The sequence below is a fragment of the Arthrobacter sp. D2-10 genome (genome assembly GCF_054161285.1).
In genome coordinates, this window is sequence record NZ_CP096431.1 from 222,513 (window position 1) to 247,669 (window position 25,157).

25 protein-coding genes are annotated in these 25,157 nt (G+C 63.7%); 16 read left to right on the plus strand and 9 right to left on the minus strand.

All coding sequences use genetic code 11. The features are described 5' to 3' along the window. The first annotated feature begins 117 nt into the window (after positions 1 to 117). From M1D74_RS01180 to M1D74_RS01200, 5 genes are all read left to right on the plus strand, one after another. On the plus strand, positions 118 to 504 hold the full coding sequence (locus tag M1D74_RS01180; RefSeq protein ID WP_309124000.1) for a hypothetical protein: 387 nt from the start codon (positions 118 to 120) through the stop codon (positions 502 to 504). Continuing rightward, positions 501 to 1,100, plus strand: a complete 600-nt coding sequence (gene sigK / locus M1D74_RS01185; RefSeq protein ID WP_309070702.1) for an ECF RNA polymerase sigma factor SigK — start codon at positions 501 to 503, stop codon at positions 1,098 to 1,100. Before M1D74_RS01180 ends, sigK begins: the two co-directional genes overlap by 4 nt. Positions 1,101 to 1,198: 98 nt before the next feature. Beyond that, on the plus strand, positions 1,199 to 2,218 hold the full coding sequence (gene fbaA / locus M1D74_RS01190; protein ID WP_309070703.1) for a class II fructose-bisphosphate aldolase: 1,020 nt from the start codon (positions 1,199 to 1,201) through the stop codon (positions 2,216 to 2,218). Then, entirely contained in the window at positions 2,218 to 2,640 is a 423-nt protein-coding gene (locus M1D74_RS01195) for a DUF3151 domain-containing protein (protein WP_309070704.1), read from the plus strand. The genes fbaA and M1D74_RS01195 overlap by 1 nt, the downstream gene beginning before the upstream one ends. A 147-nt stretch (positions 2,641 to 2,787) precedes the next feature. Then, positions 2,788 to 4,176 carry an MFS transporter gene (locus M1D74_RS01200; protein ID WP_458116211.1) on the plus strand — a complete coding sequence of 463 codons (1,389 nt, stop codon included), beginning with the start codon at positions 2,788 to 2,790 and terminating at the stop codon, positions 4,174 to 4,176. A gap of 7 nt (positions 4,177 to 4,183) precedes the next feature. On the opposite strand, the gene M1D74_RS01205 is transcribed toward M1D74_RS01200, so the two are convergent. Further along, positions 4,184 to 4,840 carry a hypothetical protein gene (locus M1D74_RS01205; protein WP_458116212.1) on the minus strand — a complete coding sequence of 219 codons (657 nt, stop codon included), beginning with the start codon at positions 4,838 to 4,840 and terminating at the stop codon, positions 4,184 to 4,186. Positions 4,841 to 5,031: 191 nt separating this feature from the next. Here M1D74_RS01205 and M1D74_RS01210 point away from each other — a divergent pair, with 191 nt between their 5' ends. Next, positions 5,032 to 5,817 carry an amino acid-binding protein gene (locus tag M1D74_RS01210; RefSeq protein ID WP_458116213.1) on the plus strand — a complete coding sequence of 262 codons (786 nt, stop codon included), beginning with the start codon at positions 5,032 to 5,034 and terminating at the stop codon, positions 5,815 to 5,817. Here M1D74_RS01210 and M1D74_RS01215 read toward each other — a convergent pair. Then, complete coding sequence (locus M1D74_RS01215; protein ID WP_458116214.1) at positions 5,789 to 6,001, minus strand: hypothetical protein; 213 nt, start codon at positions 5,999 to 6,001, stop codon at positions 5,789 to 5,791. The genes M1D74_RS01210 and M1D74_RS01215 overlap by 29 nt on opposite strands. Positions 6,002 to 6,071: 70 nt before the next feature. Then, positions 6,072 to 7,757 (minus strand): phosphoenolpyruvate--protein phosphotransferase, encoded by a 1,686-nt coding sequence (gene ptsP / locus M1D74_RS01220; protein WP_458116215.1) that lies wholly within the window; start codon positions 7,755 to 7,757, stop codon positions 6,072 to 6,074. Positions 7,758 to 7,868: 111 nt separating this feature from the next. Between ptsP and M1D74_RS01225 the strand changes: the two genes are divergently transcribed. The 3 genes from M1D74_RS01225 (at position 7,869) to M1D74_RS01235 (ending at position 11,948) form a co-directional block, all read left to right on the plus strand. Continuing rightward, complete coding sequence (locus M1D74_RS01225) at positions 7,869 to 8,594, plus strand: TetR/AcrR family transcriptional regulator (RefSeq protein WP_309124003.1); 726 nt, start codon at positions 7,869 to 7,871, stop codon at positions 8,592 to 8,594. Between the two features lie 115 nt (positions 8,595 to 8,709). Next, the gene (locus M1D74_RS01230; protein WP_458116216.1) at positions 8,710 to 10,797 is read left to right on the plus strand and encodes a PTS mannitol transporter subunit IICBA; all 2,088 of its coding nucleotides are present in this window, start codon (positions 8,710 to 8,712) and stop codon (positions 10,795 to 10,797) included. Next, a complete protein-coding gene (locus M1D74_RS01235) occupies positions 10,797 to 11,948 on the plus strand; it encodes a mannitol-1-phosphate 5-dehydrogenase (protein ID WP_458116217.1) in 1,152 nt (383 codons plus the stop codon). The genes M1D74_RS01230 and M1D74_RS01235 overlap by 1 nt, the downstream gene beginning before the upstream one ends. A gap of 78 nt (positions 11,949 to 12,026) precedes the next feature. Here the strand turns inward: M1D74_RS01235 and M1D74_RS01240 are convergent, their stop codons facing one another. The 3 genes from M1D74_RS01240 to M1D74_RS01250 all read right to left on the minus strand — a co-directional run bounded on the left by M1D74_RS01240 (position 12,027) and on the right by M1D74_RS01250 (position 15,052). After that, the gene (locus tag M1D74_RS01240) at positions 12,027 to 12,500 is read right to left on the minus strand and encodes a cupin domain-containing protein (protein ID WP_458116218.1); all 474 of its coding nucleotides are present in this window, start codon (positions 12,498 to 12,500) and stop codon (positions 12,027 to 12,029) included. Between the two features lie 70 nt (positions 12,501 to 12,570). Beyond that, positions 12,571 to 13,683, minus strand: coding sequence for a spore photoproduct lyase family protein (locus M1D74_RS01245; RefSeq protein ID WP_458116219.1), 1,113 nt, complete (start codon positions 13,681 to 13,683; stop codon positions 12,571 to 12,573). 130 nt (positions 13,684 to 13,813) lie between these two features. Continuing rightward, positions 13,814 to 15,052: a calcineurin-like phosphoesterase C-terminal domain-containing protein gene (locus M1D74_RS01250; protein WP_458116220.1), complete on the minus strand. Its 1,239-nt coding sequence runs from the start codon at positions 15,050 to 15,052 to the stop codon at positions 13,814 to 13,816. A 353-nt stretch (positions 15,053 to 15,405) separates the two neighbouring features. Here M1D74_RS01250 and M1D74_RS01255 point away from each other — a divergent pair, with 353 nt between their 5' ends. Then, positions 15,406 to 16,524, plus strand: coding sequence for an NAD(P)/FAD-dependent oxidoreductase (locus M1D74_RS01255; protein WP_458117214.1), 1,119 nt, complete (start codon positions 15,406 to 15,408; stop codon positions 16,522 to 16,524). Between the two features lie 4 nt (positions 16,525 to 16,528). Next, positions 16,529 to 17,434, plus strand: a complete 906-nt coding sequence (locus tag M1D74_RS01260) for an RNA polymerase sigma-70 factor (protein ID WP_458116221.1) — start codon at positions 16,529 to 16,531, stop codon at positions 17,432 to 17,434. Here M1D74_RS01260 and M1D74_RS01265 read toward each other — a convergent pair. Then, positions 17,394 to 18,245: a DUF72 domain-containing protein gene (locus M1D74_RS01265; protein ID WP_458116222.1), complete on the minus strand. Its 852-nt coding sequence runs from the start codon at positions 18,243 to 18,245 to the stop codon at positions 17,394 to 17,396. The genes M1D74_RS01260 and M1D74_RS01265 overlap by 41 nt on opposite strands. Positions 18,246 to 18,444: 199 nt before the next feature. Between M1D74_RS01265 and M1D74_RS01270 the strand changes: the two genes are divergently transcribed. Together M1D74_RS01270 and M1D74_RS01275 are read left to right on the plus strand one after the other, a co-directional pair. Continuing rightward, the gene (locus M1D74_RS01270; RefSeq protein WP_309070717.1) at positions 18,445 to 19,014 is read left to right on the plus strand and encodes a hypothetical protein; all 570 of its coding nucleotides are present in this window, start codon (positions 18,445 to 18,447) and stop codon (positions 19,012 to 19,014) included. A gap of 210 nt (positions 19,015 to 19,224) precedes the next feature. Beyond that, the gene (locus M1D74_RS01275) at positions 19,225 to 20,514 is read left to right on the plus strand and encodes an adenylosuccinate synthase (protein ID WP_309124009.1); all 1,290 of its coding nucleotides are present in this window, start codon (positions 19,225 to 19,227) and stop codon (positions 20,512 to 20,514) included. Between the two features lie 67 nt (positions 20,515 to 20,581). Here M1D74_RS01275 and M1D74_RS01280 read toward each other — a convergent pair whose 3' ends face one another. Beyond that, entirely contained in the window at positions 20,582 to 21,319 is a 738-nt protein-coding gene (locus M1D74_RS01280) for a SurA N-terminal domain-containing protein (RefSeq protein ID WP_309070719.1), read from the minus strand. Positions 21,320 to 21,419: 100 nt separating this feature from the next. Between M1D74_RS01280 and M1D74_RS01285 the strand changes: the two genes are divergently transcribed. Next, on the plus strand, positions 21,420 to 22,541 hold the full coding sequence (locus tag M1D74_RS01285; protein WP_458116223.1) for an alanine racemase: 1,122 nt from the start codon (positions 21,420 to 21,422) through the stop codon (positions 22,539 to 22,541). Positions 22,542 to 22,544: 3 nt separating this feature from the next. Here the strand turns inward: M1D74_RS01285 and M1D74_RS01290 are convergent, their stop codons facing one another. Continuing rightward, entirely contained in the window at positions 22,545 to 23,045 is a 501-nt protein-coding gene (locus M1D74_RS01290; protein ID WP_458116224.1) for a DUF427 domain-containing protein, read from the minus strand. Between the two features lie 64 nt (positions 23,046 to 23,109). Here M1D74_RS01290 and M1D74_RS01295 point away from each other — a divergent pair, with 64 nt between their 5' ends. Further along, on the plus strand, positions 23,110 to 23,916 hold the full coding sequence (locus M1D74_RS01295) for a carbon-nitrogen hydrolase family protein (RefSeq protein WP_458116225.1): 807 nt from the start codon (positions 23,110 to 23,112) through the stop codon (positions 23,914 to 23,916). 64 nt (positions 23,917 to 23,980) lie between these two features. Next, positions 23,981 to 25,114: an L-talarate/galactarate dehydratase gene (locus M1D74_RS01300; RefSeq protein ID WP_458116226.1), complete on the plus strand. Its 1,134-nt coding sequence runs from the start codon at positions 23,981 to 23,983 to the stop codon at positions 25,112 to 25,114. The last annotated feature ends 43 nt before the right edge of the window (positions 25,115 to 25,157 follow it).

Below are 25,157 nucleotides of genomic sequence, written 5' to 3' on the forward strand. Positions count from 1 at the left end.
GATTCTAGCATTTTTCCTAGTCGCCCTTGCAGGACGGTCTCCTTGTAGATAGGTTACCTAGTGAAACAGCGTTTGAATTACTAGTTTGTCTAGTCATCAGGAACGGAAGAACCCGCAATGACGATCGCCGCCCACCCGATCAGCACGAATCATGACACCCCTTTCCATTGCGGTGAAAGCATGTTCGAGACACCGCCGGCACGCAACCCCTTCGGACCTATTGCGGGATACACGACCTGGCGTTGCTCCTGCGGCTTTCAGCAGGACGCTCCCGTGCTGAGCGCAGCAGGGAAGCTGCGAGCAGTTGCGGAACCGCGCATAGATGAGACCAGACTGGTTGCAGCACTGTCCCAGGTGGAACGGCTGCGGTGGGAACTCGACATCGCGACCTTCGACCTTCGCATAGCCGTGGAGGACGCAATACAGCGGGGAGCATCGCCGGCTGACATCGCTTCCGCTATTGATCTAGGCCCTGATGAGGTGCAGTCGCTGGTCTCCCGATGAGTGTCCTTGAGGATTCCGCCCCCGTCGCTCCAGCTGCGGAACCGGACCTCGCAGGTCTGCTCATGCGGGCAGGAAACGGTGACGAGCAATCCTTCGCCACGCTCTATCGCCATACCAGCGCACGCGTTTTCGGCCTGGTGCGCAGAATCGTCGTGGATTCGACAATTTCCGAGGAAGTGACGCAAGAGGTATTCCTGCAGATTTGGGACCGAGCCGCGGACTTTACGCCGGAACTCGGCTCGCCGATGGCATGGATCATGACCCTCGCGCACCGTCGGGCGGTGGACCGGATCCGGTCGGAGCAGGCTTCCCGGAACAGGCTTGCCCGCTGGTCCGCATCGGAAGTCCAGACACCGTTCGACGAGGTGATGGAAACGGTTCTTGCGCGGGCTGAGACCATGGCGGTTCGGGCAGCATTCGCCGCGTTAAGCGACAAGCAGCGGCAGGCCATCGAGATGGCCTACTACAGGGGTCTCACCTACGCGCAGGTGGCGGAGGTCCTGGAGGCCCCGCTGGGCACGGTCAAGGGCCGCATCCGTGACGGGCTTGGACGGTTGAGGAGCGTCCTCGAACTGGAATCACCCCTGATGTCATAAGGTTTCCGCGCGATTAGAGCCGTCGTTAGGATGGGACGGGAGTGCGGCGTCCTGCCACACGAGCCTTCGGTCGTCCAGAACCCACACGAGGAGTTGTCATGCCCATCGCCACACCGGACATTTACGCTGAAATGATCGATCGCGCGAAGGCAGGCGGCTTTGCCTACCCCGCGGTCAACGTGACGTCCTCGCAGACGCTCAACGCAGCCATCCGCGGCTTCGCTGAGGCCGGTTCTGACGGCATCGTGCAGGTCTCCACCGGTGGTGCAGCGTACTGGTCCGGCGCCTCGGTGAAGGACATGGTGGCCGGTTCCCTCGGATTCGCCGCCTTCGCGCGCGAGGTTGCCAAGAGCTATGACGTGAACATCGCCCTCCACACGGACCACTGCCCCAAGGACAAGCTCGACGGGTTTGTGTTGCCGCTGTTGGCCGCATCCGAGGAGGCCGTCAAGCGTGGTGAGGACCCGCTGTTCCAGTCCCACATGTGGGACGGTTCCGCTGAGACCCTCGAAGAGAACCTGCGGATCGCCCAGGAAATCCTGCCCCGCGCTGCTGCTGCCAAGATCATCCTCGAAGTTGAGATCGGCACCGTCGGCGGCGAGGAAGACGGCGTCGAGAACGCCATCAATGACAAGCTCTACACCACGGTGGAAGATGCCCTCGCCACCGTTGATGCCCTCGGTGCAGGTGAGAACGGCCGCTACATCACCGCGCTGACCTTCGGCAACGTGCACGGCGTCTACAAGCCCGGCGGCGTGAAACTGCGCCCTGAGATCCTCAAGGACATCCAGGCGCAGGTGGGCGCCAAGATCGGCAAGGACAAGCCGTTTGATCTCGTGTTCCACGGCGGCTCCGGCTCCTCGGACCAGGAAATTGCCGACGCGGTCTCCTACGGAGTGATCAAAATGAACATCGACACTGACACCCAGTACGCGTTCACCCGCCCGGTTGCAGATCACATGTTCAAGAACTACGACGGTGTGCTGAAGGTCGACGGCGAGGTCGGAAACAAGAAGACCTACGATCCCCGCGTGTGGGGTGCTTCTGCCGAGGCCGGCCTGGCTGCCCGCGTTGTCGAGGCTGCCCAGTCACTCGGATCAGCCGGTAAGAAGCTCTAATGTCTGACGAATTCCGCAAGAACCTGCTCGGTCCGGAGCCCACGCTGCTCCCCGAGGAGCCGGATGTCGTTTCGCGGTTGGAAGCAGGGGAGGAGGCTGTCGACCTGGCAGCCAAGCACCCGACGTCGTCGTTGGTGTGGGCCATCCTCGCCGACGAGGCGTACCGCGAAGGCCGGACCATCGAGTCCTACGCCTACGCGCGCACCGGCTACCACCGCGGGCTCGACGCGCTCCGGCGCAACGGGTGGCGCGGCGCCGGACCGGTGCCCTACTCCCATGAACCGAACCGTGGCTTCCTGCGGGCGCTGAACGCACTCGGCCGTGCGGCGGCATCAATCGGCGAGATCGACGAGGCGGAACGCATCGCCAAGTTCCTGCGGGAATCCGATCCTGAGGCTAGCGAGAAGCTCTCGGGATCCTGATTCGGCCGAACGGAGTTGAGGGCCGTCCTTCCCAGGGCGGCCCTCAGCCGTTTGCCGACCGTTCAGTTTTGACACTCCTTCGTTGCAGCTCATAGCTTCGTATGAATGTCCTGGGCGCGGAAGCGCGCCTCCACGCGAAGGAGACGTATGACTGAGCAGGAGAGAACAACCGGACCGCCTACTCCGAGGGAAGGGGAGTTCGCCACCCCGGATTCGGAAACGCCGCAAGGGAAACGGACGCTCCGGAGGGCCATCGGCGCCTCAGCAATGGGGAACGCCGTCGAGTGGTTCGATTACGGCGTCTATGGCGTCATGGTGGTCTACATCAGCTCGGTGTTCTTCCCCGGTGACCAGGCCACCGTCTGGGCGCTGGGAACTTTCGCAGTCTCCTTCCTGGTCCGGCCGCTTGGCGGACTTTTCTGGGGGCCGCTTGGGGACCGGATCGGTCGGAAGGCCGTCCTCGCGATCACCATCCTGCTCATGGCCGCAGCGACCTTCGTGATTGGACTGCTTCCCTCCTACGACGCGATCGGCTGGTTCGCCCCGGCGCTGCTCATCCTTCTCCGGCTTATCCAGGGATTCTCGACCGGTGGCGAGTACGGCGGGGCCGCCACTTTCATGGCCGAATACGCGCCGGACCGCAAGCGAGGTTTCTACGGCAGCTTCCTTGAATTCGGCACCCTCGCGGGCTTTGCTCTCGGAACGTTGATTGCGCTCATCTGCCAACTCACTCTGGGCGCAGAGACTATGGCTGACTGGGGCTGGCGGATCCCGTTCCTTATTGCCGGTCCACTCGGCATTATCGGCTGGTATCTCCGAACAAAGCTCGAAGACACGCCGGTCTTCCGCGAAGCGGAGGAAAAGGGCGAAACCGAGCCCAGCGCCGGGCTGGCGCTAAAGGACCTACTGACCAAGTTTTGGCGTCCGATGCTTGCCATGGCAGGTCTCGTCGTAGCTCTCAACGTCGTGAACTACACGCTCCTTGCCTACATGCCCACTTATCTGCAGGACACCATCGACATGGATGCCGATGCGACCCTGACGGTGGTCCTGATCGGTCAGCTCGTGATGATGGTGCTCATTCCGTTCTTCGGCAGGCTCTCTGACCGCGTGGGACGAAAGCCCCTCTGGTGGACTTCGTTGGTGGGCTTGTTCATCCTGGCGTTGCCCCTCTACATGCTGATGTCCGTCAATTTCTGGCTGGCCATGCTTGCATTCGCTATTCTCGGTCTGCTCTACATTCCGCAGCTGGCCACCATTTCAGCGACTTTCCCGTCGCTCTTCCCTACGCACGTCCGGTACGCGGGATTCGCCATCACCTACAACACGTCAACGGCTCTGTTCGGGGGCACCGCCCCCGCAGTCAACGAGGCAATTATCGGAGCCACCGGCAACTCGTTAATTCCGGCCATGTACATGATGGCCGCCTGTGCCGTCGGCATGGTGGCAATGCGGGGTATACCGGAAACTGCGGGGCTGTCCCTGCGCGGCCGCGAAGCACCAGGCCGAAAAAGCCGGGTCGCGCAGAAGAAATAGGCCCCGGCTAAAGCCGGTCGTCCGCAGTAGTTTGTTGGGAGGACGATTCGGTTTCCGCGGCCGGAAGCAGCGTCGTCGTAACGTTCACGAGCTGTGGTTTCTTCGGGGCAGAGCTGAAGCCGAAGCGGACCCGCGGCCGGACGTTCGACAGCGAGCCGAGCGATTCGCCCGCCCAGGAAGCCGTCGCGGCTGTAATGGATCGCGCTCCCGTGACTCCGTAGTACTGCCTTCTGCCGTCCTTGATCGTTCCGGCGGTACGGACGCCCGGCATGAGGATTTTCGCGGCGGGATTGATGGCCGAAAGCCAGCGGGGATGGGTGCCGATTGCCGGCGGAATGAGACCGAGCAGCCTGCCCAGTCCAGTTGATTCGCCGAGTTCCGCGCGCACAGTGAGCGGACCGGCATTGAGGGACAACCGTTCTTCGTCCATGCTCACCGTGAGCGGGACTGTCCGGACAATATCGAATGAATATGCGCCGGACACATAGTCGGCCACCGCGGCCGACGGCGCGAGGAGAGTCCGCGTTCCCTCCAGGCTTTCGACCATGACATCGGTGAAGGCTCCGAAGCGGGATGTTTCCCACATACCGATGACTATGCGGACCCCCGAGGTGGTGCCGAGGCTGGCGATATGTCCTACGAACTGTTCAGTGTCGGCGCTCATGGTTTCCATTATGTACGGTGGGCTGACGCGCGCCACCGGGCCGGCGAAGTGACAATAGTTGACCCGGCCGTAACGTACCGGCAACCGGGGTCGACCATAGTCGTTCCATGAGGCGCAGAACGCATAACTCGGCCGCAGCTGACCTTCGATGTGACTCCTGCGGTGCCTTCCCCCATCCAGGGAGAGGACGGTTGACTCTGGCGAACGTGGCGGTGATGCTCCCGATCGAACTGGTGGTGCACGCGCTCGTCATCGGTACCGAGCTCTCCTATTTCCTCAAAGTAGTTGTGCTCGCTGTTACTGCAACAGCCCTTGTCATCTGGGTTGCAGAGCCGTCAGTGATGCACCTTCTCCGTTCGTGGCTTCACGCGTCGGCCCTCCGTCATCGCAACAGACTTGTCGAGGCGCCGGCACTGTGGAGGGCACGGGTGATCCTTGCGGACAGGCCCGGTGCGTTGGAGAAAATCACGCACCGGCTGGCCGGGTTGAATGTGAATATCCTTGCTATTCACGTGCACACGGTGTCCACCGGCAGCCTCGATGAACTGGTGCTTGCCGCCCCCGGCGGGCTCGCAGAACGCGACATCGTCGATGCCCTCTCCGCACCCGGGAACGCGGTGGTGGGAGTATGGCCCACCACGCCTCTCGCCCTGGTTGACGGGCAGACACGGGCTCTCAGCCTTGCCACGTGTATCGCCAGGGATCCCGATGCGCTCCCCGAATCCCTGGCCGAAATGCTGGGGGGAAGCATCGTTCCGCACCAGCAAGGCGCTCTACCGTCCGGGCCGGATGTCCTGAAGGTGCCGACCGCATGGACGGGACCCCTCGTCATTCACCGCGAGGGGAACCCGTTCACGCCTGTCGAATCGGCCCGGGCACACCGGCTGGCCGAGCTGGCGGAGATTGTCGACCGGAACAGGCAAGTGCAGGCGCCGAAGTGCCCTAGCCCTACCCGCGCTGCTCGTCTTCCTCGTTGACCGGCCTGTCGCCGTCGGCCGGGTCGGTTGCAGCGCCCGACGGCGTGGCGCCGCCCTCGCCGGTCCAGTCGCCCTGGTTACTGGCATCGTTCGCGGGATCTGACTGAACATCCGGTTCGACCGACGGCTTCCCGGGAAGGTCTTCCTGAACCTTCTGGGGTTCGTCCGAGGTGCTCTCGCTCATGGGTCTCCTCACATAGGTGCTGGCGTACTCGATACCCGATTCCATGCCCGGCGGGCAGGGCGCGTCAAGCTCAGAGCCCCAGTTCCTCAAGCACCGGCAGCTTTTCGCGCACCCGGCTCCGGGCCTCGTCCGCGGTTCGCGCGGCCAGCGCCAGCTGCGCGAGCTCCTGCGCCTGCTCCAGGGTCACGGTCTTGAGCACCGCTGCGACTGCGGCCAGTGAACGCGCCGTCATCGACAGTGTGCTGACCCCCAGACCCACCAGAACGACGGCGAGAGCCGGATCAGCAGCTGCCTCACCGCAGACGCCCACCGGCTTTGAGTTGCCTTCCGCGGCGGCACCTTCCACCGAGAGTCGTACCAGCCGCAGCACGGCCGGCTGCCACGGAGTGTTGAGCGCGGCAAGCGGGCCGAGCTGGCGGTCCGCTGCCATGGCGTACTGGGTGAGGTCGTTGGTTCCGAGGCTCGCAAAGGACACCTCGCTCAGGATGGTATCCGCCGTAAGTGCCGCGGACGGTACCTCAACCATGACACCCGGTGTCTTCAGCCCGGCTTCAGCGCACATGGAGCTGAAGTCCGCAGCTTCGTCAGCCGTGGAGATCATCGGCGCCATGACCCAGACATCGGCCTCTGACTGCTGTTCGGCACGCGCGATCGCAACAAGCTGCCGCTTGAGTACTCCAGGAGACGTGAGGTCGGTCCGGTAACCGCGGACGCCGAGGGCGGGATTGGGCTCGGTTGCGTCGGTCAGGAAGGGGAGCGGCTTGTCAGCGCCGGCGTCCAGCGTGCGAAGGACCACCTTCTTGCCCGGGAACGCTGCGAAGACGCCCAGGTAAGCGTCCGCCTGCTCGTCCACGCTGGGTTCGCTGTCCCGCTCCAGGAAGCAGAATTCCGTACGGAACAGCCCAATGCCCTCGGCGCCGAGCCCTGCGGCCGCAACTGCGTCCTTGGCGCCGCCCACATTGGCAAGGAGCGGGACCAGGTGGCCGTCCGCCGTCGTGCCCTGGCCGTCGAAGTCTGCCAGCAGCGACGCCGTTTCTGTCCACGCGACTGCAGCGGCCCGTTCGGTCTCGCCGGGTTCGACGACGACGGCGCCCGCCGCGCCATCAACGTAGACCTCGGCGCCGTCCGGCAGGTCGTCCACCCCGCGCGCCGCCACCACGGCGGGAAGGCCGAGGGAGCGGGCGATGATGGCGGTGTGGGATTGGGGTCCGCCGCCGGAGGTCACGAGGGCAAGGACGAGTCCCGGATCGAGCGTCGCTGTATCAGCAGGGGCAAGGTCCTCGGCAACAAGCACGAACGGCGTCGAAGAGGCGGGTATGCCGGGAGCCGCCTGCCCGCGCAGCTGCGCGACGATGCGGGACCGGACGTCGAGCACGTCGGTAGCGCGCTCGGCCATGTACCCGCCGAGGTTGTGCAGCATCTCGGCCACGGAGGCAGCGGATTCCCAGACCGCCCGCTGATTGGAGGTCCCCTTGGCGATCAGCTTTGCAGCGCCCTTCAGCAGCATGGTGTCCTTGGCCATCAGCGCCGTCGCCTCAAGGACGGCCTTTCCGTCCCCGGAGGCGCGCTCAGCGCGTGCCTTGAGCTCATCATGGACCGCGGACGCGGCTTGTTTGAGTTCCGCCGTCGCCTCCTCGGCCGTTGTACCGGAGCTCAACTGCTCACCCGAGGGAGGCTCGCTGACGGGTTTGGGCATCTGGCGAACCGGTCCGATCACTCGGCCCGGGCTGACGCCTACTCCTTGAAAGTTCTGCACTGAAGGTCCTCGTTTCCTACCGATATGTGTCGCCCCGCAAGAATTTACTCTAACGAAATCAGCCTGTGACGCAGTTCATATAGCGTTGCTATAGGTGCTAGGCTAGCGGCCATGAGTTTCGAAGGCCAGCCACCGGCGAAGATGAGACTGCTCCGGGCAGCCGCAGAACTGCTGGCTAATTCCGCCGGAGCTCCCGTGTCAACCCGCCAGATAACTCAGCTGGCGGGAGTCAGTGCGCCCACCCTTTATCACCATTTCGGTGACAAGGAGGGGCTGTTCGATGCGGTGGTTTCGGCAGGGTTCGAAGAGTACGTTGCGGGCGAGCGGGACTTCGCCCCGTCCGGTCAGCCGCTGGAGGACATCCGGCGGATGTGGGATAACCACGTGCAGTTCGGGCTCAACCAGCCTGAGCTCTACCTGGTGATGTTCGGCAATATCCGTCCGGAAAGCCGCCCTGCGATCGTCGCGGATGCTGAGGCGCTCATGGAGGAGATGCTGAACAAGGCTGCTGCTGCCGGCCAGTTGAGCGTTCAACCGCGGGAGGCGGCCAGGAGCATCCTGGCCGCGAACGTGGGAGTAACACTCATGCTGATCGCAGAGCCTGTTGTTGACCGGAACCTCGACCTCTCCACAATGACCAGGGACGCCATGATCTACGCGGTGTCCTCGGACCAGGCAGAGCAGAATGGGGGCGGGGATTCCGGAAGATCGTCGGTTGTGGTGGCCGCGATCGCGTTGAATGCTGCGTTGCAGGCTTCGCACTCCGATCAATTGTCCAGTTCCGAACTCAAGCTCTTCCTTGAGTGGCTCCACCGGATCTCCACCAGTCCCACTTAAGCAACCACAGCGGGTCACCGGACGAACGAGCGGAGTTCGGGGGAGCCGCGAAGCGCTAGTTCCACATCTATCGGACCATCCTGCGCAGGCGCAGGAATCACGGTTAGGAAATCACATGGCAACAGAAACAGTTGCAAAGCCCCGCGGCGGTATGAGGGTTGGCGTCCAGAAATTCGGGACGTTCCTGTCCGGCATGATCATGCCCAATATCGGTGCGTTCATTGCGTGGGGCATCATCACCGCGCTCTTCATCGAGAAGGGCTGGCTACCGGTACCCGAGCTCGGCGGCTTCGGCACCAACGCGGAAGGTGATCCGAACACCGGCCTCGTCGGTCCCATGATCACCTACCTGTTGCCGCTCCTGATTGCCTACACCGGCGGCCGAATGGTTTACGACGTCCGTGGCGGCGTCGTCGGCGCCATCGGCACCATGGGCGTCATCGTGGGTGCCGGCATCCCGATGTTCATCGGCGCCATGATCATGGGCCCGCTCGGCGGCTGGACCATGAAGAAAATCGATAAGATCTGGGACGGCAAGATCAAGCCCGGCTTCGAGATGCTGGTCAACAACTTTTCGGCCGGTATCTGGGGAGCGCTGCTCGCCCTGCTCGGCTTCTATGCGATCTCGCCCCTGGTCGAGGCGTTCAGCACGGCCGCCGGAAACGTTGTTCAGTTCCTGGTCAACAACGGCCTTCTGCCGCTCACCAGCATCTTCATTGAACCCGCGAAGGTGCTGTTCCTGAACAACGCCATCAACCACGGCGTGCTCACCCCGTTGGGCGTCCAGCAGTCGCTGGAAGAGGGCAAGTCGATCCTCTTCCTGCTCGAGGCCAATCCCGGCCCGGGCCTCGGCATCCTCCTGGCCTACATGTTCTTCGGCCGTGGTGCTGCCAAAGCCTCGGCTCCCGGTGCGGCGATCATCCACTTCCTCGGCGGCATCCACGAAATCTACTTCCCGTACGTCCTGATGCGTCCGCTGCTGATCCTTGCCGCCATTGCCGGCGGCATGACCGGAATCGCCACGCTCGCCGTCACCAACTCCGGCCTGGTGGCCCCGGCTGCTCCGGGGTCCATCATCGCTGTCCTCGCACAGACCGCCCGCGACAGCTACTTCGGAGTGGTCCTCTCGGTCGTCCTCGCAGCGGCAGTGTCCTTCCTGGTGGCCTCTGTCATCCTGAAGACCGCGAAGCGCAAGGAGGGCGACGACGACGACCTCGCCGCCGCCACTTCCCGGATGGAATCGATGAAAGGCAAGAAGAGCTCGGTTGCCTCGTCCCTGACCGGCGCCGGCAACGTCGCGGTGATGGCCGGACCGATCCAGAACATTGTTTTCGCCTGCGACGCCGGCATGGGCTCGAGCGCCATGGGCGCCTCGGTACTCCGGAACAAGATCAAGGCTGCCGGTTACCCGGACGTGAAGGTCACCAACGCATCGATCGCCAACCTTCGCGACGATTACGACGTCGTGGTCACACACCAGGACCTGACCGACCGGGCCAAGCCCGCGACGTCGAGCGCCGTCCATGTCTCGGTGGACAACTTCATGAACAGCCCCCGGTACGAAGAAATCGTGGAGTTGGTCAAGGAGAGCCGCAGCGAGAAGGCTGCAACTGGCGCCGCTGCGTCAGCCGGCCCTGATGCGGATGCCGGTTCCTTCGGTGGAGCGCACGCGTCCGAAGCCCATCCGGCCGGCGCCGTCGCCGATGAGGATGCCGCCGCTACGTCTGCCCGGCATGCCGCCGGAGCTTCGGCGCAGAGCGAGGAGTCGCCGTCGGACATCCTGGTGGCAGAGAGCGTTGTGCTCAGCGGTTCCGCTACCTCCCGTGACGCGGCCATCGATGAGGCGGGGCAGCTGCTGCTGGCCCGCGGTGCTGTGGATGAGGACTACATCCGCGCGATGCATGAGCGCGAGGAATCCGTCTCGACGTACATGGGAAGCTTCCTGGCTATCCCGCACGGCACCAACGCGGCAAAGGACCACATCCGCAAGTCGGCAGTTTCCGTGGTTCGTTACCCTGAGGGCCTGAGCTGGAACGGCAAGGAGGTCAAGTTCGTGGTCGGCGTCGCAGGCGTGAACAACGAGCACCTGCACATCCTGTCCTCCATCGCGAAGGTATTCACAGACAAGGCGCAGGTGGCGCAGTTGGAGGCCGCAACTTCGGCAGAGGAGATCCTCGAAATCTTCAGGAAGGTCAACGCATAGTGAAGGCAGTCCACTTCGGAGCAGGCAATATCGGGCGCGGCTTTGTCGGGCTGCTCCTCCACCAGGCGGGCTATGAGGTGGTGTTCGCAGATGTGGCGGACGCGCTGATCAATGACCTGGCCGGCGCGGACAGCTACCGTGTCCACGAGGTGGGGGACCAGCCCGCAGTGCACTCGGTCGACAACTTCAGGGCGGTGAACTCAAACACCGAGGAGAGCCGACTGATTGAGGAGATCAGCACCGCTGACATCGTCACCACGGCGGTGGGGCCGCACATCCTGAAGTTCGTTGCTCCGGTGATCGCCAGAGGGTTGGCCGCCCGGGCCGCAGCCTCCGCTCCGCTGCAGGTGATGGCGTGTGAAAACGCAATCAATGCAACGGACATCCTGCGCGAGGCGATCGAGGGCTCGTGGGACTCCGGCACCGGCCAGCTCGCTGACCGCGCGGTCTTCGCCAACACGGCGGTGGACCGGATCGTCCCGAACCAGGAGGCGGGGCAGGGCCTCGATGTCACGGTGGAAACGTTCTACGAATGGGTCATCGACCGGACTCCGTTCGGCGACAGTGCGCCGGTGATTCCGGGTGCACTGTTCGTTGACAAGCTCGGCCCATACATTGAGCGAAAACTGTTCACGGTCAACACCGGCCACGCGACGACGGCCTACTTCGGCTATCAGGCTGGGTTGGAAAAGATCTCCGATGCCATGGCTGATCCGCAGGTTGCCGCCGACGTTCGCGCTGTACTCGATGAGACCAAGCAGCTGCTGGTTGCCAAACACGGTTTCGACGCGGGTGAGCAGGAAGCCTACGTCCAGAAGATTCTGGGCCGCTTCACCAATCCGCACCTGCCGGACACGGTGAACCGGGTGGGCAGGGCGCCGCTGCGCAAACTCAGTCGCCACGAAAGGTTCATCGGTCCGGCTGCGGAGCTCGCCGAACGGGGCACCACCCCGGAGGCGCTGCTGAGAGCGATCTCTTCCGCACTGCGTTTCGACGATCCCGCGGACGCTGAAGCGGTCGAGTTGCAGCAGATGCTGAAGTCGTCGGAGGCAACGGAAGCAACCGAGCGGATCACCGGTCTTACGTCTGAGCATCCGCTGTTCTCGGACGTGCGCAAGCTCGTGGAAGAACGTCAGACAGCGTTGGTCTAGGTTCTGCCGATCCAACGAAACGGCGCCGTGCCCCATCAGGGGTGCGGCGCCGTCGTCGTTTGTTATGACTGCGGATACTTAAGCAGACTCTTCACCCTTGTCGTCGACTTCTTCTACCCAGCTCGGCGGCTCGTCGCGGCCCTCGTCCTCGTCCTTCTCGGCGTCTTCGGGGGTGTCCTGCACAATGCCCTGCGCATGGTGCGTGGGCGCGTAGATGGTGTAGAGACGGAGTGCCTCATCCCCGGTGTTCTCGACGTCATGCCAGGTTCCGGCGGGCACCTGGATGCTCCAGCCGTCCTCGACTTCCTGCTGGTAGGAGAGGTCGTCTTTCGAGGGTCCCATCTTCACGCGACCCTTTCCGGCGTCGATGCGCAGGAACTGGTCCGTGCCGTGATGCACTTCCAGGCCGATCGCACCGCCCGGCTCGATCGACATGAGCGTCACCTGCAGATGCTTGCCCGTCCAGGCGACGCGGCGGTAGGCAGAGTTTTCCGTCGTGGCGCTCTCGATGTTGAAAGAATTCGGCTTCGGTCCGTTGTCAGTGATGTCCATAACTTCATCCTTGACCATCTCGCCGAGGATCGCCACAGCGAAGAATCAACTGCTTATGTGAAAGCTCAGCTCAAGTCCAGTAAAGAAGCCGCGCAGCCGGCAGGCGCCGCTGCAGCTCGTCGGTGAACCACTCGCGCATTTCCGTCATGGTCTGTTTCGGATACACGTATTTGATTCCGCCGAACTTGGAACGCTTCTGACTGCGGAGATCTTCATCCATCTCCAGTTTGGTCCGGGGATACCACCCCAGCAGCACCTCCTTGCTTGCGGGGGTGAAGCGGTGCGTGATGATTTCAGCCGTGAGATCGAGGTCGGCGATGCCGGCGACTGCGTCGGAAACGTCATCCAACAGGGCGCCATACTGCTCCTGCCAACCAGGTATCGGCATGATGGGCGCGATTGTGAGGCCAACCCGGTAACCCGCACTCGCCATGGTGCGCAGCGCCGCGAGCCGCGCGGGCATGCGTGCGGTCCCACCTTCGAAACGGTTCGCTACCTCTGCAGCGTTCACCGAGAACCGGACCCGCGTCCTACGGGCGTGGTCGAGCGCCACCAACTCACCGACGTCGTCGAACTTCGTCGTGAAGCGCAACGACACGTCGCTTCCAAACTCACCCGACCCGACGCGGGAGATTGCGGCGGCAAGCGAGCCGGTCACGCTCTCGATTCCCAGTGGATCGGTGTAGCAGGACAGCTCGAAAGTCGTACCCTCGACGCCGCGCTCAGGGGTTCCCCGCGTGACTGAGCCTCTGCCGGCGTGGGTGGAGATCCCGTTCAGCACATCGTCGATGTTGGCGTACACCCGGGTGATGGGCGGGCCCTGTAGGGAGCCGGCGAGATAACAGTACTGGCAGTGCGCAGGGCAACCTTTGGCAAGATCAATCCGCCAGTCGGCGCTCGGCGGGATGGGCTGCGGCTTGAGGGTGCTGGGAGGGGCAACCACTACGGCGAGGGTGTTCTTCGCCGATGCGTAGGTCTCGCGGTCACTCTCACCGCGAAGGCCGGTCAGGGCATTCCCGGGCATGAATCGAATGTCGTCGACGCCGGCACCTTCGCATCGGCGAATGATCTCGGCTGTGTGGGGTAGATCGGCTGCGGCCCGCGTGATCATCACGTGCTTGGGAACCCACAGGCGGGTAGGGGAAATAGCGGTCAGATCCAGGTCCTGGTATGCCGTTGTCATCACTCTGTACAACAACGCGGAGGCCCCGTGTGTTCCGTCTTCTGGACCGTAGATGGGAGCCGCCGGTGCCGAGACGCACATCGGGTGGTTGCCGCGGAGACAACCACCCGATGTCGTATCGAGCGAGAGATTACTCGGTGACCTCGAAGGTGATCATCTCAGTGAACTCCCGGCCGTGAACGTCGGTCGCGGTCACCGTGGCGGTGTGCTTGCCGATGGCCAAGTCGCTGGGTAGCTTGAGGCGCCACAGATGAGACGTGCGGTCGTGGACGCCGCCGCCGTGCACCAGCTGTTCCAGAGTGGCTACTGGATCGGTGTACTCTGCTCCGATCAGCGGTACATCGCCTGCCGTCATTGACTGGGTGCGTGTAGCGTCCGCAGATTTCCCGCCATCAATGGACACCTGCACAGTAGAGCCGGTGGCACCCATCCAGAAGTTGGTGGTCAACCAGGTTTCACCGAGCTCCGCTACGGTCACGGCGTGTGGATTCTCTGGAGCTGGGGCCCGACCAGGCAGACCCTTGTACTGGTCGAACCAGGCGCGGTAGGTCGGGGAGTTGATGCCGAGCGCCATCTGGTCGGTGCCGTCGTCGCCGGTGGCGGTGAAACGTTCCCGAACCTCAGTGTTCTTGATGTCCAGCGTCAGCACGCCGGGAGGAGCCATGGGATCGATGCTTCCAGCGGTCGTATCGGTCACCGACGGGGCAATCGAGTCCGGCGGAAGCACCACGAGCCCGGAAGGAACCTGATCCGGGGTAACCTCGCCGGGCGTAGCTGGAGCTGTCGTGATCAGCGTCTGGCGGGTCGGATCATCAGGGTTGACCGCGTAGTGGATGCCCTGATCAGGGACGGTGTTGTCGGCGCCGTCGAGGTTGTAATAGGCACGGTTGAGGCCGAAGCCCGTGTTGGTTGAAATTTCCAGACCGCGCGGCGAGCCGTTAGCCATGCCACCGGTGAAGATCTCCACGAGGTTCTCGTTCATGACGAGGGAAGTGCCGAATTTGGCATTGAAGTCCACGTCAGTCAGTGAGTCGTTACGACCGTTCTTGATCCAGAAGACCAGTGTGGCTCCGGGAGCGATGGAAACATTCCGCTGCTTGGCGGGCCAGTCCACCACGTTGGAGTTGCTGAGGTCCACGCGAGGGTAGAGGTAGCGCAAGGTGTAGTCACTGAAATCGACGGACTCCGACGAGGCGTTGTAGACCTCGATGAACTCAAAGGCGTCGGCGCCGCCCATGTTGGAGGTGTCGGGTGTGACCTCCGTAATCTGCAGCGGTGCTGTTTTCAGCGTCGGGTCGGGCTGCAGGGCCGGTGCTGGAGCGGCAGTGGCGGCAGGGCCAACCATGGAGCTGATGGCCAGCAGAACCATAGTGCCGGCGGTCAGGCATAACGGCCGGGATAAGCGGAATCTTTCGGGAAGAGGCGATTGGCGCACGAAACTGAACTTCCTGTTGGGGGTTGCCCTGTTGGGCGGAGAGCACTATCGACTCTTTCCCGGCGGAATGAACGGGAGTCAAAGGATGGGTGTCTAATCCGTCAGCTGACGGTTTCCGCGGGTGCAACTTGTTCGGTCATCGCCACCGGCGTCTGCAGGGCGTCACGGTAGCTGTCACATCGGGGACGTCGGCGGTGTCTCATGTGCGTAGAAGCAATTCAATCTGGGAGGACCAAGTGTCAACATGCAGTCGTGTGGTCATCATCGGTGCGGGGTACGCAGGAGTGATGGCCGCCAACAGGATCGCTGGAGATCAGCGGATGCAAGGATCTGTCAGCGTGACCGTACTCAATCCGGTGGCCGATTTCGTGGAGAAGATCCGCCTGCATGAGGTCGCAGCAGGAAGCCGGGAGTCAGCGTCTGTGCCGATGCGCTCGCTCCTCCATGAGCGCGTGGTAATGGTTGAAGGTACTGCTTCCCGTGTCGATCCTGAGCGTCGCAGGGTGCATCTGACCGGTGACCCCATGCCGCTCGAATACGATCTGCTGCTGTATGCGGTGGGCAGCACGCACGAACAGTCGAACGTCCCCACCGGGGCGTTCGCCCTTACCAGCCACGACGACGCCGATCGGTTACGGGCCCGGCTCTTCCGGTTGGATCCGGGTTCAGTGGTCAGCGTGGTTGGGGCAGGCCTGACGGGGATCGAGGTGGCGGCCGAGATCGCTGAACAGCACCCCCGGTTGGCCGTGCGGCTCCTTTCCCGCGGGCGCATCGCCGAACATCTGTCAGAACCAGGGCGCCGCGCGATCACACAACGGCTGTCAGCTCTCCGCGTCGAGATGATGGAGAATACGGACGTGCAACGGTGCGATACTTCTTCGATTCAAAGGTCGGACGGCACCTCCCTGGGATCGGCCTGCACTGTGTGGACTGTAGGGCTCAGCGCGCCCAGCCTGGCCCGAGACAGCGGGCTGCCTACCGATTCCCGCGAGCGTCTCCTGGTCGACGAATCTTTAAGGTGTCTGCGATACCCCGACATCTTCGGCGCGGGCGACGCGATCCGAGCCCCGGAAGCCGTCGCTGGTCACCTGCGTATGAGTTGTGCGACAGCCCTGCCGTTGGGTGCCCACGCGGCCGACAGCATCCTGGCTCGGCTCGACGGGCGAACGCCGGTGCCGCTCTCGGCAGGGTATATGCTCACGTGCATCAGCTTGGGGCGCCGGTCAGGACTCGTTCAGGCCGTTCGGGCGGATGACCGCCCCCGCGGCGTCGTACTGAAGGGTCGGCTGGCAGGGATGACGAAGGCGCAGGTGTGCAGGATGACGTTGTCCTGGATCAGGAGTGAGCTTCGTCGAAGCGGTTCGTACAGTTGGCCGAAAGGCCCCCAGCCAGCGGAGGCGAGGTAGAACTGTGGGCGCCGCTGGTCTTTTCGAGGAACACCGTTCGCTGCTCTTCACCATTGCCTACGAGATCACCGGTACGGCGACGGATGCCGAGGATGTCCTTCAGGACAGTTTCCTCAGGTGGACCGACGTTGACGCCGCAACGGTCCAGAATCCGCGCGCCTATCTTGCCAAGACCGTGACGCGGCAAGCTTTGAATTCCCTGCGCACGGCTCAGCGCAGACGCGAGGATTACGTAGGCCCCTGGCTTCCTGAGCCCATCGTCGTCGCTCCTGATGTCGCCGATAACGCTGTACTGAGCGAGTCCCTGTCCTTCGCGATGCTCGTGGTGCTGGAGACCTTGTCCCCGGATGAGCGCGCTGTGTTCGTCTTGCGTGAGGTTTTCGATTTTCCCTACGCGGAAATCGCTGAGGCCACCGGAAAGACGCATGCAGCCGTCCGCCAGATCGCGAGCCGGGCGAAGGCCCACGTTCGCGCGCGGCAACCCCGGTTCGACGTGGATGCGCAAAGGCAGAAAGCGGTCTCTGACCGGTTCCTTACGGCCCTTCTGGGCGGCGATATGCAGTCCCTGATGGATGTTCTCGCCCCGGGAGCGGTCCTTCTTTCCGACGGCGGAGGGAAGGTCTCGGCGGCCCGCAAGCCTGTGGTCGGTGCGGACAACATCGCTCGTTTCCTTCTGGGAATTGCCAAGACTCCCGTTCCGGAGATGCGGGTGGAGGCCACACTGCTGAACGGCATGCCCGCCCTCGTTGTCTTCAGCGGAACGAGGATTGACGTCGTCGCACTGATTCAGTCGAGTAATGACTGCGTGACGGGCGTATACCTGGTCAGAAACCCTGACAAGCTCGGCGCCGCCAGTTCGGCCGCAGGCTTCACCGACGCCCAAACCGCTCCGCGAGGCCGATCGCGTTGAACGGGGCGTGCACCTTCACGTCATTGTCGAAATACACGTAGACCTCGCGCCCGCGGCCGTCCGGGCAGGTTTTGCCGGACAGCCAGCCGCCGCACAGCGCAGCCCACTCGTCCAGTTCCGCATCCGTGTAACCGCTCGTGTAGAGCTCGGTGCTGCCATGCAGCCGGACATAGACGACGTCGCCGGTCACCTCACGGAACTGGGGCCACTTTCCTGCCGAGTCGGCCACCACCAGCCCGACGGCGTGGCGGCGCAGGATCTCCAGGCTCTCCTCGCTGCCGAAGCTCTCGTGGCGGGGCTCGAGTACGTGGTGAATGCGCCGTTCCGCGTCCGTGGTGACCCAATCGCGGTCCTTGAGCCGCTCGTCGTGGCCGCGCGCGAGCTTGGCGGCCGCCGTCGTCGTTGTTGGCAGTAGGGAGAGGAAGTTCTCCAGCAGCTCAGGATCGAAGCGGCGGGTGGCCGGCAGTTGCCAGAGAACCGGCCCCAGGCGCGGGCCCAGGGCCAGCAAGCCCGACGCGAAAAAATTGGCCAGCGCCGTGTCGGCGTTTCGCAGCCCGAGCATGTGCGTGATGTAGCGCGGGCCCTTGACGGAGAACCTGAAATCGGCGGGCACGCTGTCACGCCAGCGGAGGAAGCTGTCCCGGTGCTGCAGCGAGTAGAAGGTCCCGTTGATCTCAATGGTGTCCAACTGCGATGCGGCGTACTCAAGCTCGAGCCGCTGCGGAAGGCCGCTCGGGTAGAAGGACTTGCGCCACGGTGCGTAGCGCCAGCCGGAGATGCCGATCCGGGCTCGGGGCTGGGAATCTGGCATGGCCGAACGCTATCGCGCAGAGCAGTATCGGCACCAGTGCACTACCTAGTTGGTGAAGGTAATTTTCCTTGTTGGCGGGTCAGCACGGGCGTAAAATGCAGTCCTCAGCCGCTGTTGGGGGACAACAGACAAGGAGCCGGAGACACACTTTCCTCTACCTCCACTGCGACAAGGTCGCTCACGACAGAAGCTGAAGATCATGGATTCCGCTCTTCCCCGCGTTGCGCTGCGTACAACGTATTCGCCCCCGCGAATCGCCCTTCTGGCCGTGGGAGCCACCGCGGCCTGGATCCTTTCCGTATCGATTGGCGCCGCCCTGCGTGTGGATCCGGGCGTGGCGAAGATTGCCTTGATTGCGCACACCATCTCCCTGGTAGCCGCATTCGGTGCCGTCCTCCTCGTCGACTGGGTGGGATTCCTCTGGCTGATCTCACGACGCAAGCTCGTAGAAACCAGCCGAATCGAGTCAGCCGCCATGCCGATCATCTGGGGTGGGCTGGCCGGCCTGCTGGTCACCGGCGCCCTGGTCAACCCGGCCATGGAGAATCCGCTGACCATCGTCAAGGTCTCGGCCGTCCTGGTGCTGATGCTCAACGGGATTCTCCTGATTCCGTGCATGCGCCGGTTGAATTCCATGCCGGCGGGAACCAGGTTCGGTGACGTGCCGTCCGGTATGCGGATTCACCTGCTCATCTGCCTCGCAATCTCACAGACCTGCTGGTGGACGGCCATGGTGGTCGGATTCATCAACAGCTCCGACCTGTTCTGACGTCAGGTCGCGGCGGCGGCGTTGTATGAACAACTGCTTTGTGCCGACAGCATCCCCAAACCGAAGTCCGCTAAACTTGCGTGGTAAGAGCCCCGGACTTCGAAGCGGAGAACGCTTGCGGAAGCCTTGGGGCATTCTCATGCACGGCGGCACACTTGGCGCGGCTCGCGGCGCGCCTGAAGTTGCCGCCAAACAATGGGGGAGGATCCCATGCCAGCAATTGTGATTGTCGGAGCCCAATGGGGCGATGAAGGCAAAGGCAAGGCCACAGACCTGCTAGGCGGGCGCGTGGACTACGTCGTGAAGCCGAACGGCGGCAACAACGCCGGGCATACCGTCGTCGTCGGCGGTGAGAAGTACGAGCTCAAGCTCCTTCCCGCCGGCATTCTCAGCCCCAACGCCGTACCGATCATCGGCAACGGCTGCGTCATCAACCTCGAGGCGCTCTTTCAGGAGATCGAGGGGCTCGAGGCCCGCGGGGCGGACACCTCGAAGCTGCGCGTCTCTGCGAACGCGCACCTGGTCGCCCCCTACCACCAGGTCCTCGACAAAGTCACCGAACGCTTCCTCGGCAAGCGTGCCATCGGCACCACCGGGCGCGGCATCGGCCCGGCGTACATGGACAAGGTCGCACGCTTGGGCATCCGGGTGCAGGACGTCTTCGATGAATCGATTCTCCGCCAGAAGGTCGAGGGATCGCTGAAGCAGAAGAACGAACTCCTGGTCAAGGTTTACAACCGCCGCGACGTTGAGGTCGAGGAGATTGTCCAGTACTTCACCTCCTTCGCCGAAAGGCTCCGGCCGCTGGTCATCGACTCGACCTACGTGCTGAACGAAGCGCTCGACGCCGGCAAGGTGGTCCTCATGGAGGGCGGGCAGGCGACCTTCCTCGACGTCGACCACGGCACCTACCCGTTCGTGACGTCGTCGAACCCCACCGCCGGTGGGGCGTCCGTCGGATCCGGCATCGGGCCTACGCGCATCAACCGCGCCGTGGGCATCATCAAGGCGTACACCACCCGCGTCGGTGCCGGGCCGTTTCCCACCGAACTGTTCGACGAGATGGGCATCTACCTGCAGAAAACCGGCGGTGAGTTCGGTGTGAACACCGGACGTCCACGGCGCTGTGGCTGGTACGACGCCGTGCTGGCGCGCCATGCTTCCCGCGTCAACGGGTTCACCGACTACTTCGTGACCAAGCTGGATGTCCTGACCGGTATCGAGCGGATCCCGGTGTGCGTGGCGTACGACGTCGACGGCGTCCGCCACGATGAGATGCCCATGACCCAGACCGAATTCCACCATGCGAAGCCGATCTTTGAGTACTTCGAAGGCTGGACCGAGGACATCACCGGAGCGCGCACCCTCGAGGACCTGCCCGAGAATGCGCAGACGTACGTGCGCGCGTTGGAGAAAATGTCCGGTACACGGTTCTCCGCGATCGGCGTCGGGCCGGACCGCGACCAGACGATCGTGATCAACGACCTCATCGGCGGCTAGGTCCGCTGCAACAGAAACGGCTAGGTTCCCGCAAAGGAACCTAGCCGTTTCTTGTTTAGCTTGCTGTCTACAGATTGTTGACGACGTCGGCGCTTTCCCGAAGCTCTTCCACCAGGGCGACTGCCACGTCGGATTTCTTCTGCTGCTTGACCTGCTGTTCAAGCTGCGGCTTCAACTCCTCATACGGCGGAAGCTCGCCGCCCTGCTGCGCGGCGGCGCCTGAGGCTTTGGCTTCCTCATACGCTGCCTTCAATTCCTCTTCGGAGGGAGCGGCGTCTGCTCCTTCCTCGGCGAGAAGCGCATCAAGGCGAACCTGCTGCTTGATCTGCTCCGTGGCCTCTTCCTTCGCAATGCCCTGCTCCTCAAGGGCAGCGAAGAGCTCATCAGCCGAGGCGAACTGGTTTGACGCGACCAACTCGTCGGTTGTCGCCGTGATATCCTCCTCGCTCGCCTCGATTTCACGCTTGTCGGCTTCCTGAATGAGGAGTTTGTTGCCGATGAGGTTGTCGAGGGTCTGGGTCTTGAGCTGCTCCTGGTCGACCTCCTGCCCCGTCATCTGGGACTGCATGGCCATTTGCTGGAACGCGCCCTCATAGGAGGTGCTGAACTCCTCCTTGGTGATGTCCACGCCATTCACGGTGGCGACGACGTCGGGCACTCCCTCAAGATCGGGCGTCGGCGCTTCCGCCGGGGTGCTTGCCGCGCTCTCACTCGGGGCAGGCTCAGCCTCGGTGTTGCCGGCGCAGCCGGTGGCGAACGCCAGCGAACCCGCCAGAACCGCACTCATCAGCCACTTCTTCTTCACAGACACTCCTACTGTTGATTACCGACCTGAGACTCTAGCAGCGACCTATGTGCGACGGCTTGACGCTCGCTGGGCGGAAGCTGGACGGTAGGATGCCGGAATGGCGGCAATGCAGAACTTCAATGCGGATATTTCTCTCTTAAGCCTCCCGCAACTGCTGCTCGATGTCGATGCCATCGACGCCAATATTGCCCTCAAGGAGCAGTGGGCGGCTGAGCACTCGATGGTGCTCGCACCCCACATCAAGACGACGATGACGCGTGAGATAGTCCAGCGGCAGCTTCCCGGGTCCTGGGGAGTAACGGTGGCAACGCCGGCGCAGGCGGCTCACGCTGTCGCCTGGGGAGCACGGCGAATCCTGATCGCCAACGAGGTGGTCTTCCCGCCGCTGGTTTCCGAGCTGCGCCGGCTCCTGGAGCGGAACCCTTCGGTCAGCCTGTACTGCCTCGCCGACTCCCACGCAGGCGTCGCCGCCCTGAGCCGGGGCTTCGAGGACGCGGAACGACCCCTCCATGTACTGCTCGACGTCGGAGTGGCCGGCGGCCGCACCGGCATTCGGAATGCTGCGGATGCTTCGGTCCTGGCCGCAGCGATACGGAAGGCACCCGGACTCCTCTTCGCCGGTGTCAGCGCCTACGAGGGAATCGCGCCGAACCTCCGCACACCCGAGAATCTTGCAGCGATCGACGCGCACTGTGAGGCGGCGGTGCGAATCTTTGCCGGACTTCGCGGCGGGTTCGACGTCGAACAACCCGTCTACTCGGTGGGCGGCTCGGCGTTCCAGGACCGCGCGGCGCAGTTTTTGCCAGAAGGGTCTGTGAATGTCCTTCACTCGGGCTGCTATGTCATCCATGACTCGGGTACGTATGCGGAAGTCTCGCCGCTGCGGGGCCTGCGCGCCGCTGCGGTGGTGCGCACCGTCGTCGTTTCGGTGCCGGAGGAGGGGCGGGCAATCCTGGGAGCGGGTAAACGGGAGCTGGCGTACGACGCCGGCCTGCCCAGACTCACCGCGCACCACCGGGACGGCATCACGCTCGGGGAGCCGACCGGCGTCGTCGTTCGGCTTTTCGACCACCACGCTGTGGTGGAGGACGCCGGTGACCTACGCGTCGGGGATCTCGTGGACCTGGGCATTTCGCACCCGTGCTCCGTGTTCGACCGGTGGCGGACTGCCCTTGCGGTGCACGGTAATGCCACCGAGGTGTGGCACCCGCAGTTCTGAGCCCTACCAGCCCCAGGTACCCGGTGCTCCCTTGAACGGGCCCACCACCCTGGAAGTGATCCACCCGCCGTAGAAGTCGCCGGGCTGCGCCTGAACCTCCTCGCCGTCAACAAGGCAGCGGTCCATCCTGCCGGGATAGACGGCGACCGTGCCGGCCAGCCGTTCGTAGCCGGCCGTCGGGTTGGGGTAGGTCCACGCGGCGCGTTCGGCGCGTGCGGAGCCGGCAACGACGTCGTAATAGGTGGCCTCACCCTTGAATTCACACCAGGTGGTTCCCTCCACGGGCCGCAGACTGTCCGGCGCGAGATCGGCTGCCGGGAGGTAGAAGCCGGGTGGGTGGCTCGTCTCCAACACCCGCAGCGCGCCGCTGGACCGGGCAATCTCGCGCCCACCGAATTCGATGACGACGCCCGGATACGTCTCGACGCGTGGTGGGCGCGGGTGATCCCACACCGACTCCTGGCCCCGCTCCGGCTGCTCACGCTTCACCCTGTTGATACCCATGGGCGCCACGCTACTCTTCTGTACCCTTGAAGCAGCCCCAGTTCCTACTCGAAAGGGCCGCGTGATGAAGGTCAGTGTTGGACAGTTCAGGCCGGGCGGCGACGTCGCTGCCAACGTTGTGACCATGCGGGAGCTCGCGCGCGAGGCTGCTGCTGAGGGCTCCGAATTGATCGTCTTCCCCGAAGAGTCGATGTTCGCCGTCGGGAAGGTCGAGGGTGTCCTCGCCGAAGCGGTGGCTGCCGGATGGTCCGTCTTTGTCCAGCAGCTGTCCTTTCTGGCTGCAGAACTCAACATCGCCGTCGTCGCCGGTGGCTATGAGTCCAGCGGCGAGGAGCGGCCGTACAACTCCCTGGTGCTCATCGACGCCACCGGCAGAATCGTGGACACGTACCGGAAACTGCACCTGTATGACGCCTTCAGCTATCAGGAGTCGCAGCGGATCAAACCGGGCGACGGGGGCATCACCGTGGTGCCGGTGGGGGACCTGAGGGTCGGGCTGATGACCTGTTACGACCTCCGTTTCCCGGAACAGGCGAGGGCCCTCGCGGACCGTGGCGCCGACGTCGTGCTGGTGCCGGCCTCCTGGTTCAAGGGGGACCACAAGATCGAGCACTGGGAGACGCTCCTGCGTGCTCGGGCGATCGAGAACACCGTGTGGATTGCGGCTGCGGGAACGTCGTCGTCGCACACCATCGGACACTCGGCGATCCTGGACCCGATGGGGGTTCCGCAGGTCTTCCTCAATGACGAGCCGCAGGGCGTTGTCACCACGGACGTCAACAGGAAGCGCATCGAAGAAGTGCGGGAGTTCCTGCCGGTGCTGCGCAACCGCCGGTTTGCGGCGAACGAGGAGATCGTCGAAGCCGAGTAGCTTGTATGATAAGTAAGCAAGTTATACGATAAGTTATCCAGTTCGCTCTCCCGAAGGTTCCGCGATGACTTATTCCCCCGACGCAATCCGCCACGTCAAGCTCTCGACGGCAACGCTGCCGCTGGCTACGCCGATCTCCGATGCGAAGGTTTTCACCGGCCGCCAGAAACCGATGACCGAAGTGGCGTTCCTCTTCGCCGAGATCGTGACGGAGCAGGGAGTTTCCGGCCTCGGATTCTCCTACTCCAAGCGGGCAGGCGGTCCGGCGCAGTACGCCCACGCACGAGAAGTGGCCCAGGCTATGATCGGCGAGGACCCCAACGATATTGCGAAGCTGTATAACAAGTTGCTGTGGGCCGGTGCTTCGGTGGGCCGCTCCGGTGTCGCCACGCAGGCGCTCGCCGCGCTCGACATCGCGCTGTATGACCTGAAGGCCAAGCGGGCGGACCTTCCGCTGGCCAAGCTGCTCGGCGCTTACCGGGACTCCGTGCGCACCTACAACACCTCCGGCGGCTTCCTCAACGCCTCGATCGACGAGGTGAAGGAGCGCGCAACCCAGTCCCTGGCCGAGGGCATCGGGGGCATCAAAATCAAGGTGGGCCTGCCCGATTCGGCTGAGGACCTGCGCCGTGTGGCAGCCGTTCGGGAACACATCGGCCCGGATGTGCCCCTCATGGTGGACGCGAACCAGCAGTGGGACCGAGCCACCGCACTGCGCATGGGCCGCAAGCTTGAGCAGTTCGACCTCGTCTGGATTGAGGAACCCCTCGACGCGTACGACGCCGAGGGGCACGCCGCGCTGGCATTGGCACTTGATACGCCCATCGCCACGGGTGAGATGCTCGCCTCGGTTGCCGAGCACGAGCGCCTCATCGCCACTCGCGCCTGCGACATCATCCAGCCTGACGCCCCGCGCGTCGGCGGCATCACCCAGTTCCTCCGCCTCGCCACGCTCGCGGACCAGGCCGGTCTGGACCTCGCGCCGCACTTCGCCATGGAAATCCACCTCCACCTCGCCGCGGCTTACCCCAGGGAGCCCTGGGTGGAGCACTTCGACTGGCTCGACCCGCTGTTCAACGAACGCCTTGAGACCCGCGAGGGCCGCATGATCGTTCCGGACCGCCCCGGCCTCGGCGTCACGTTCAGTGACCAGGCACGGGCGTGGACCACGGACACCGTCGAATTCGGCACGCGCTGAGGCGTGCGTACCGGCCTCACGCTGTCATCGCCGTGCCAGCATT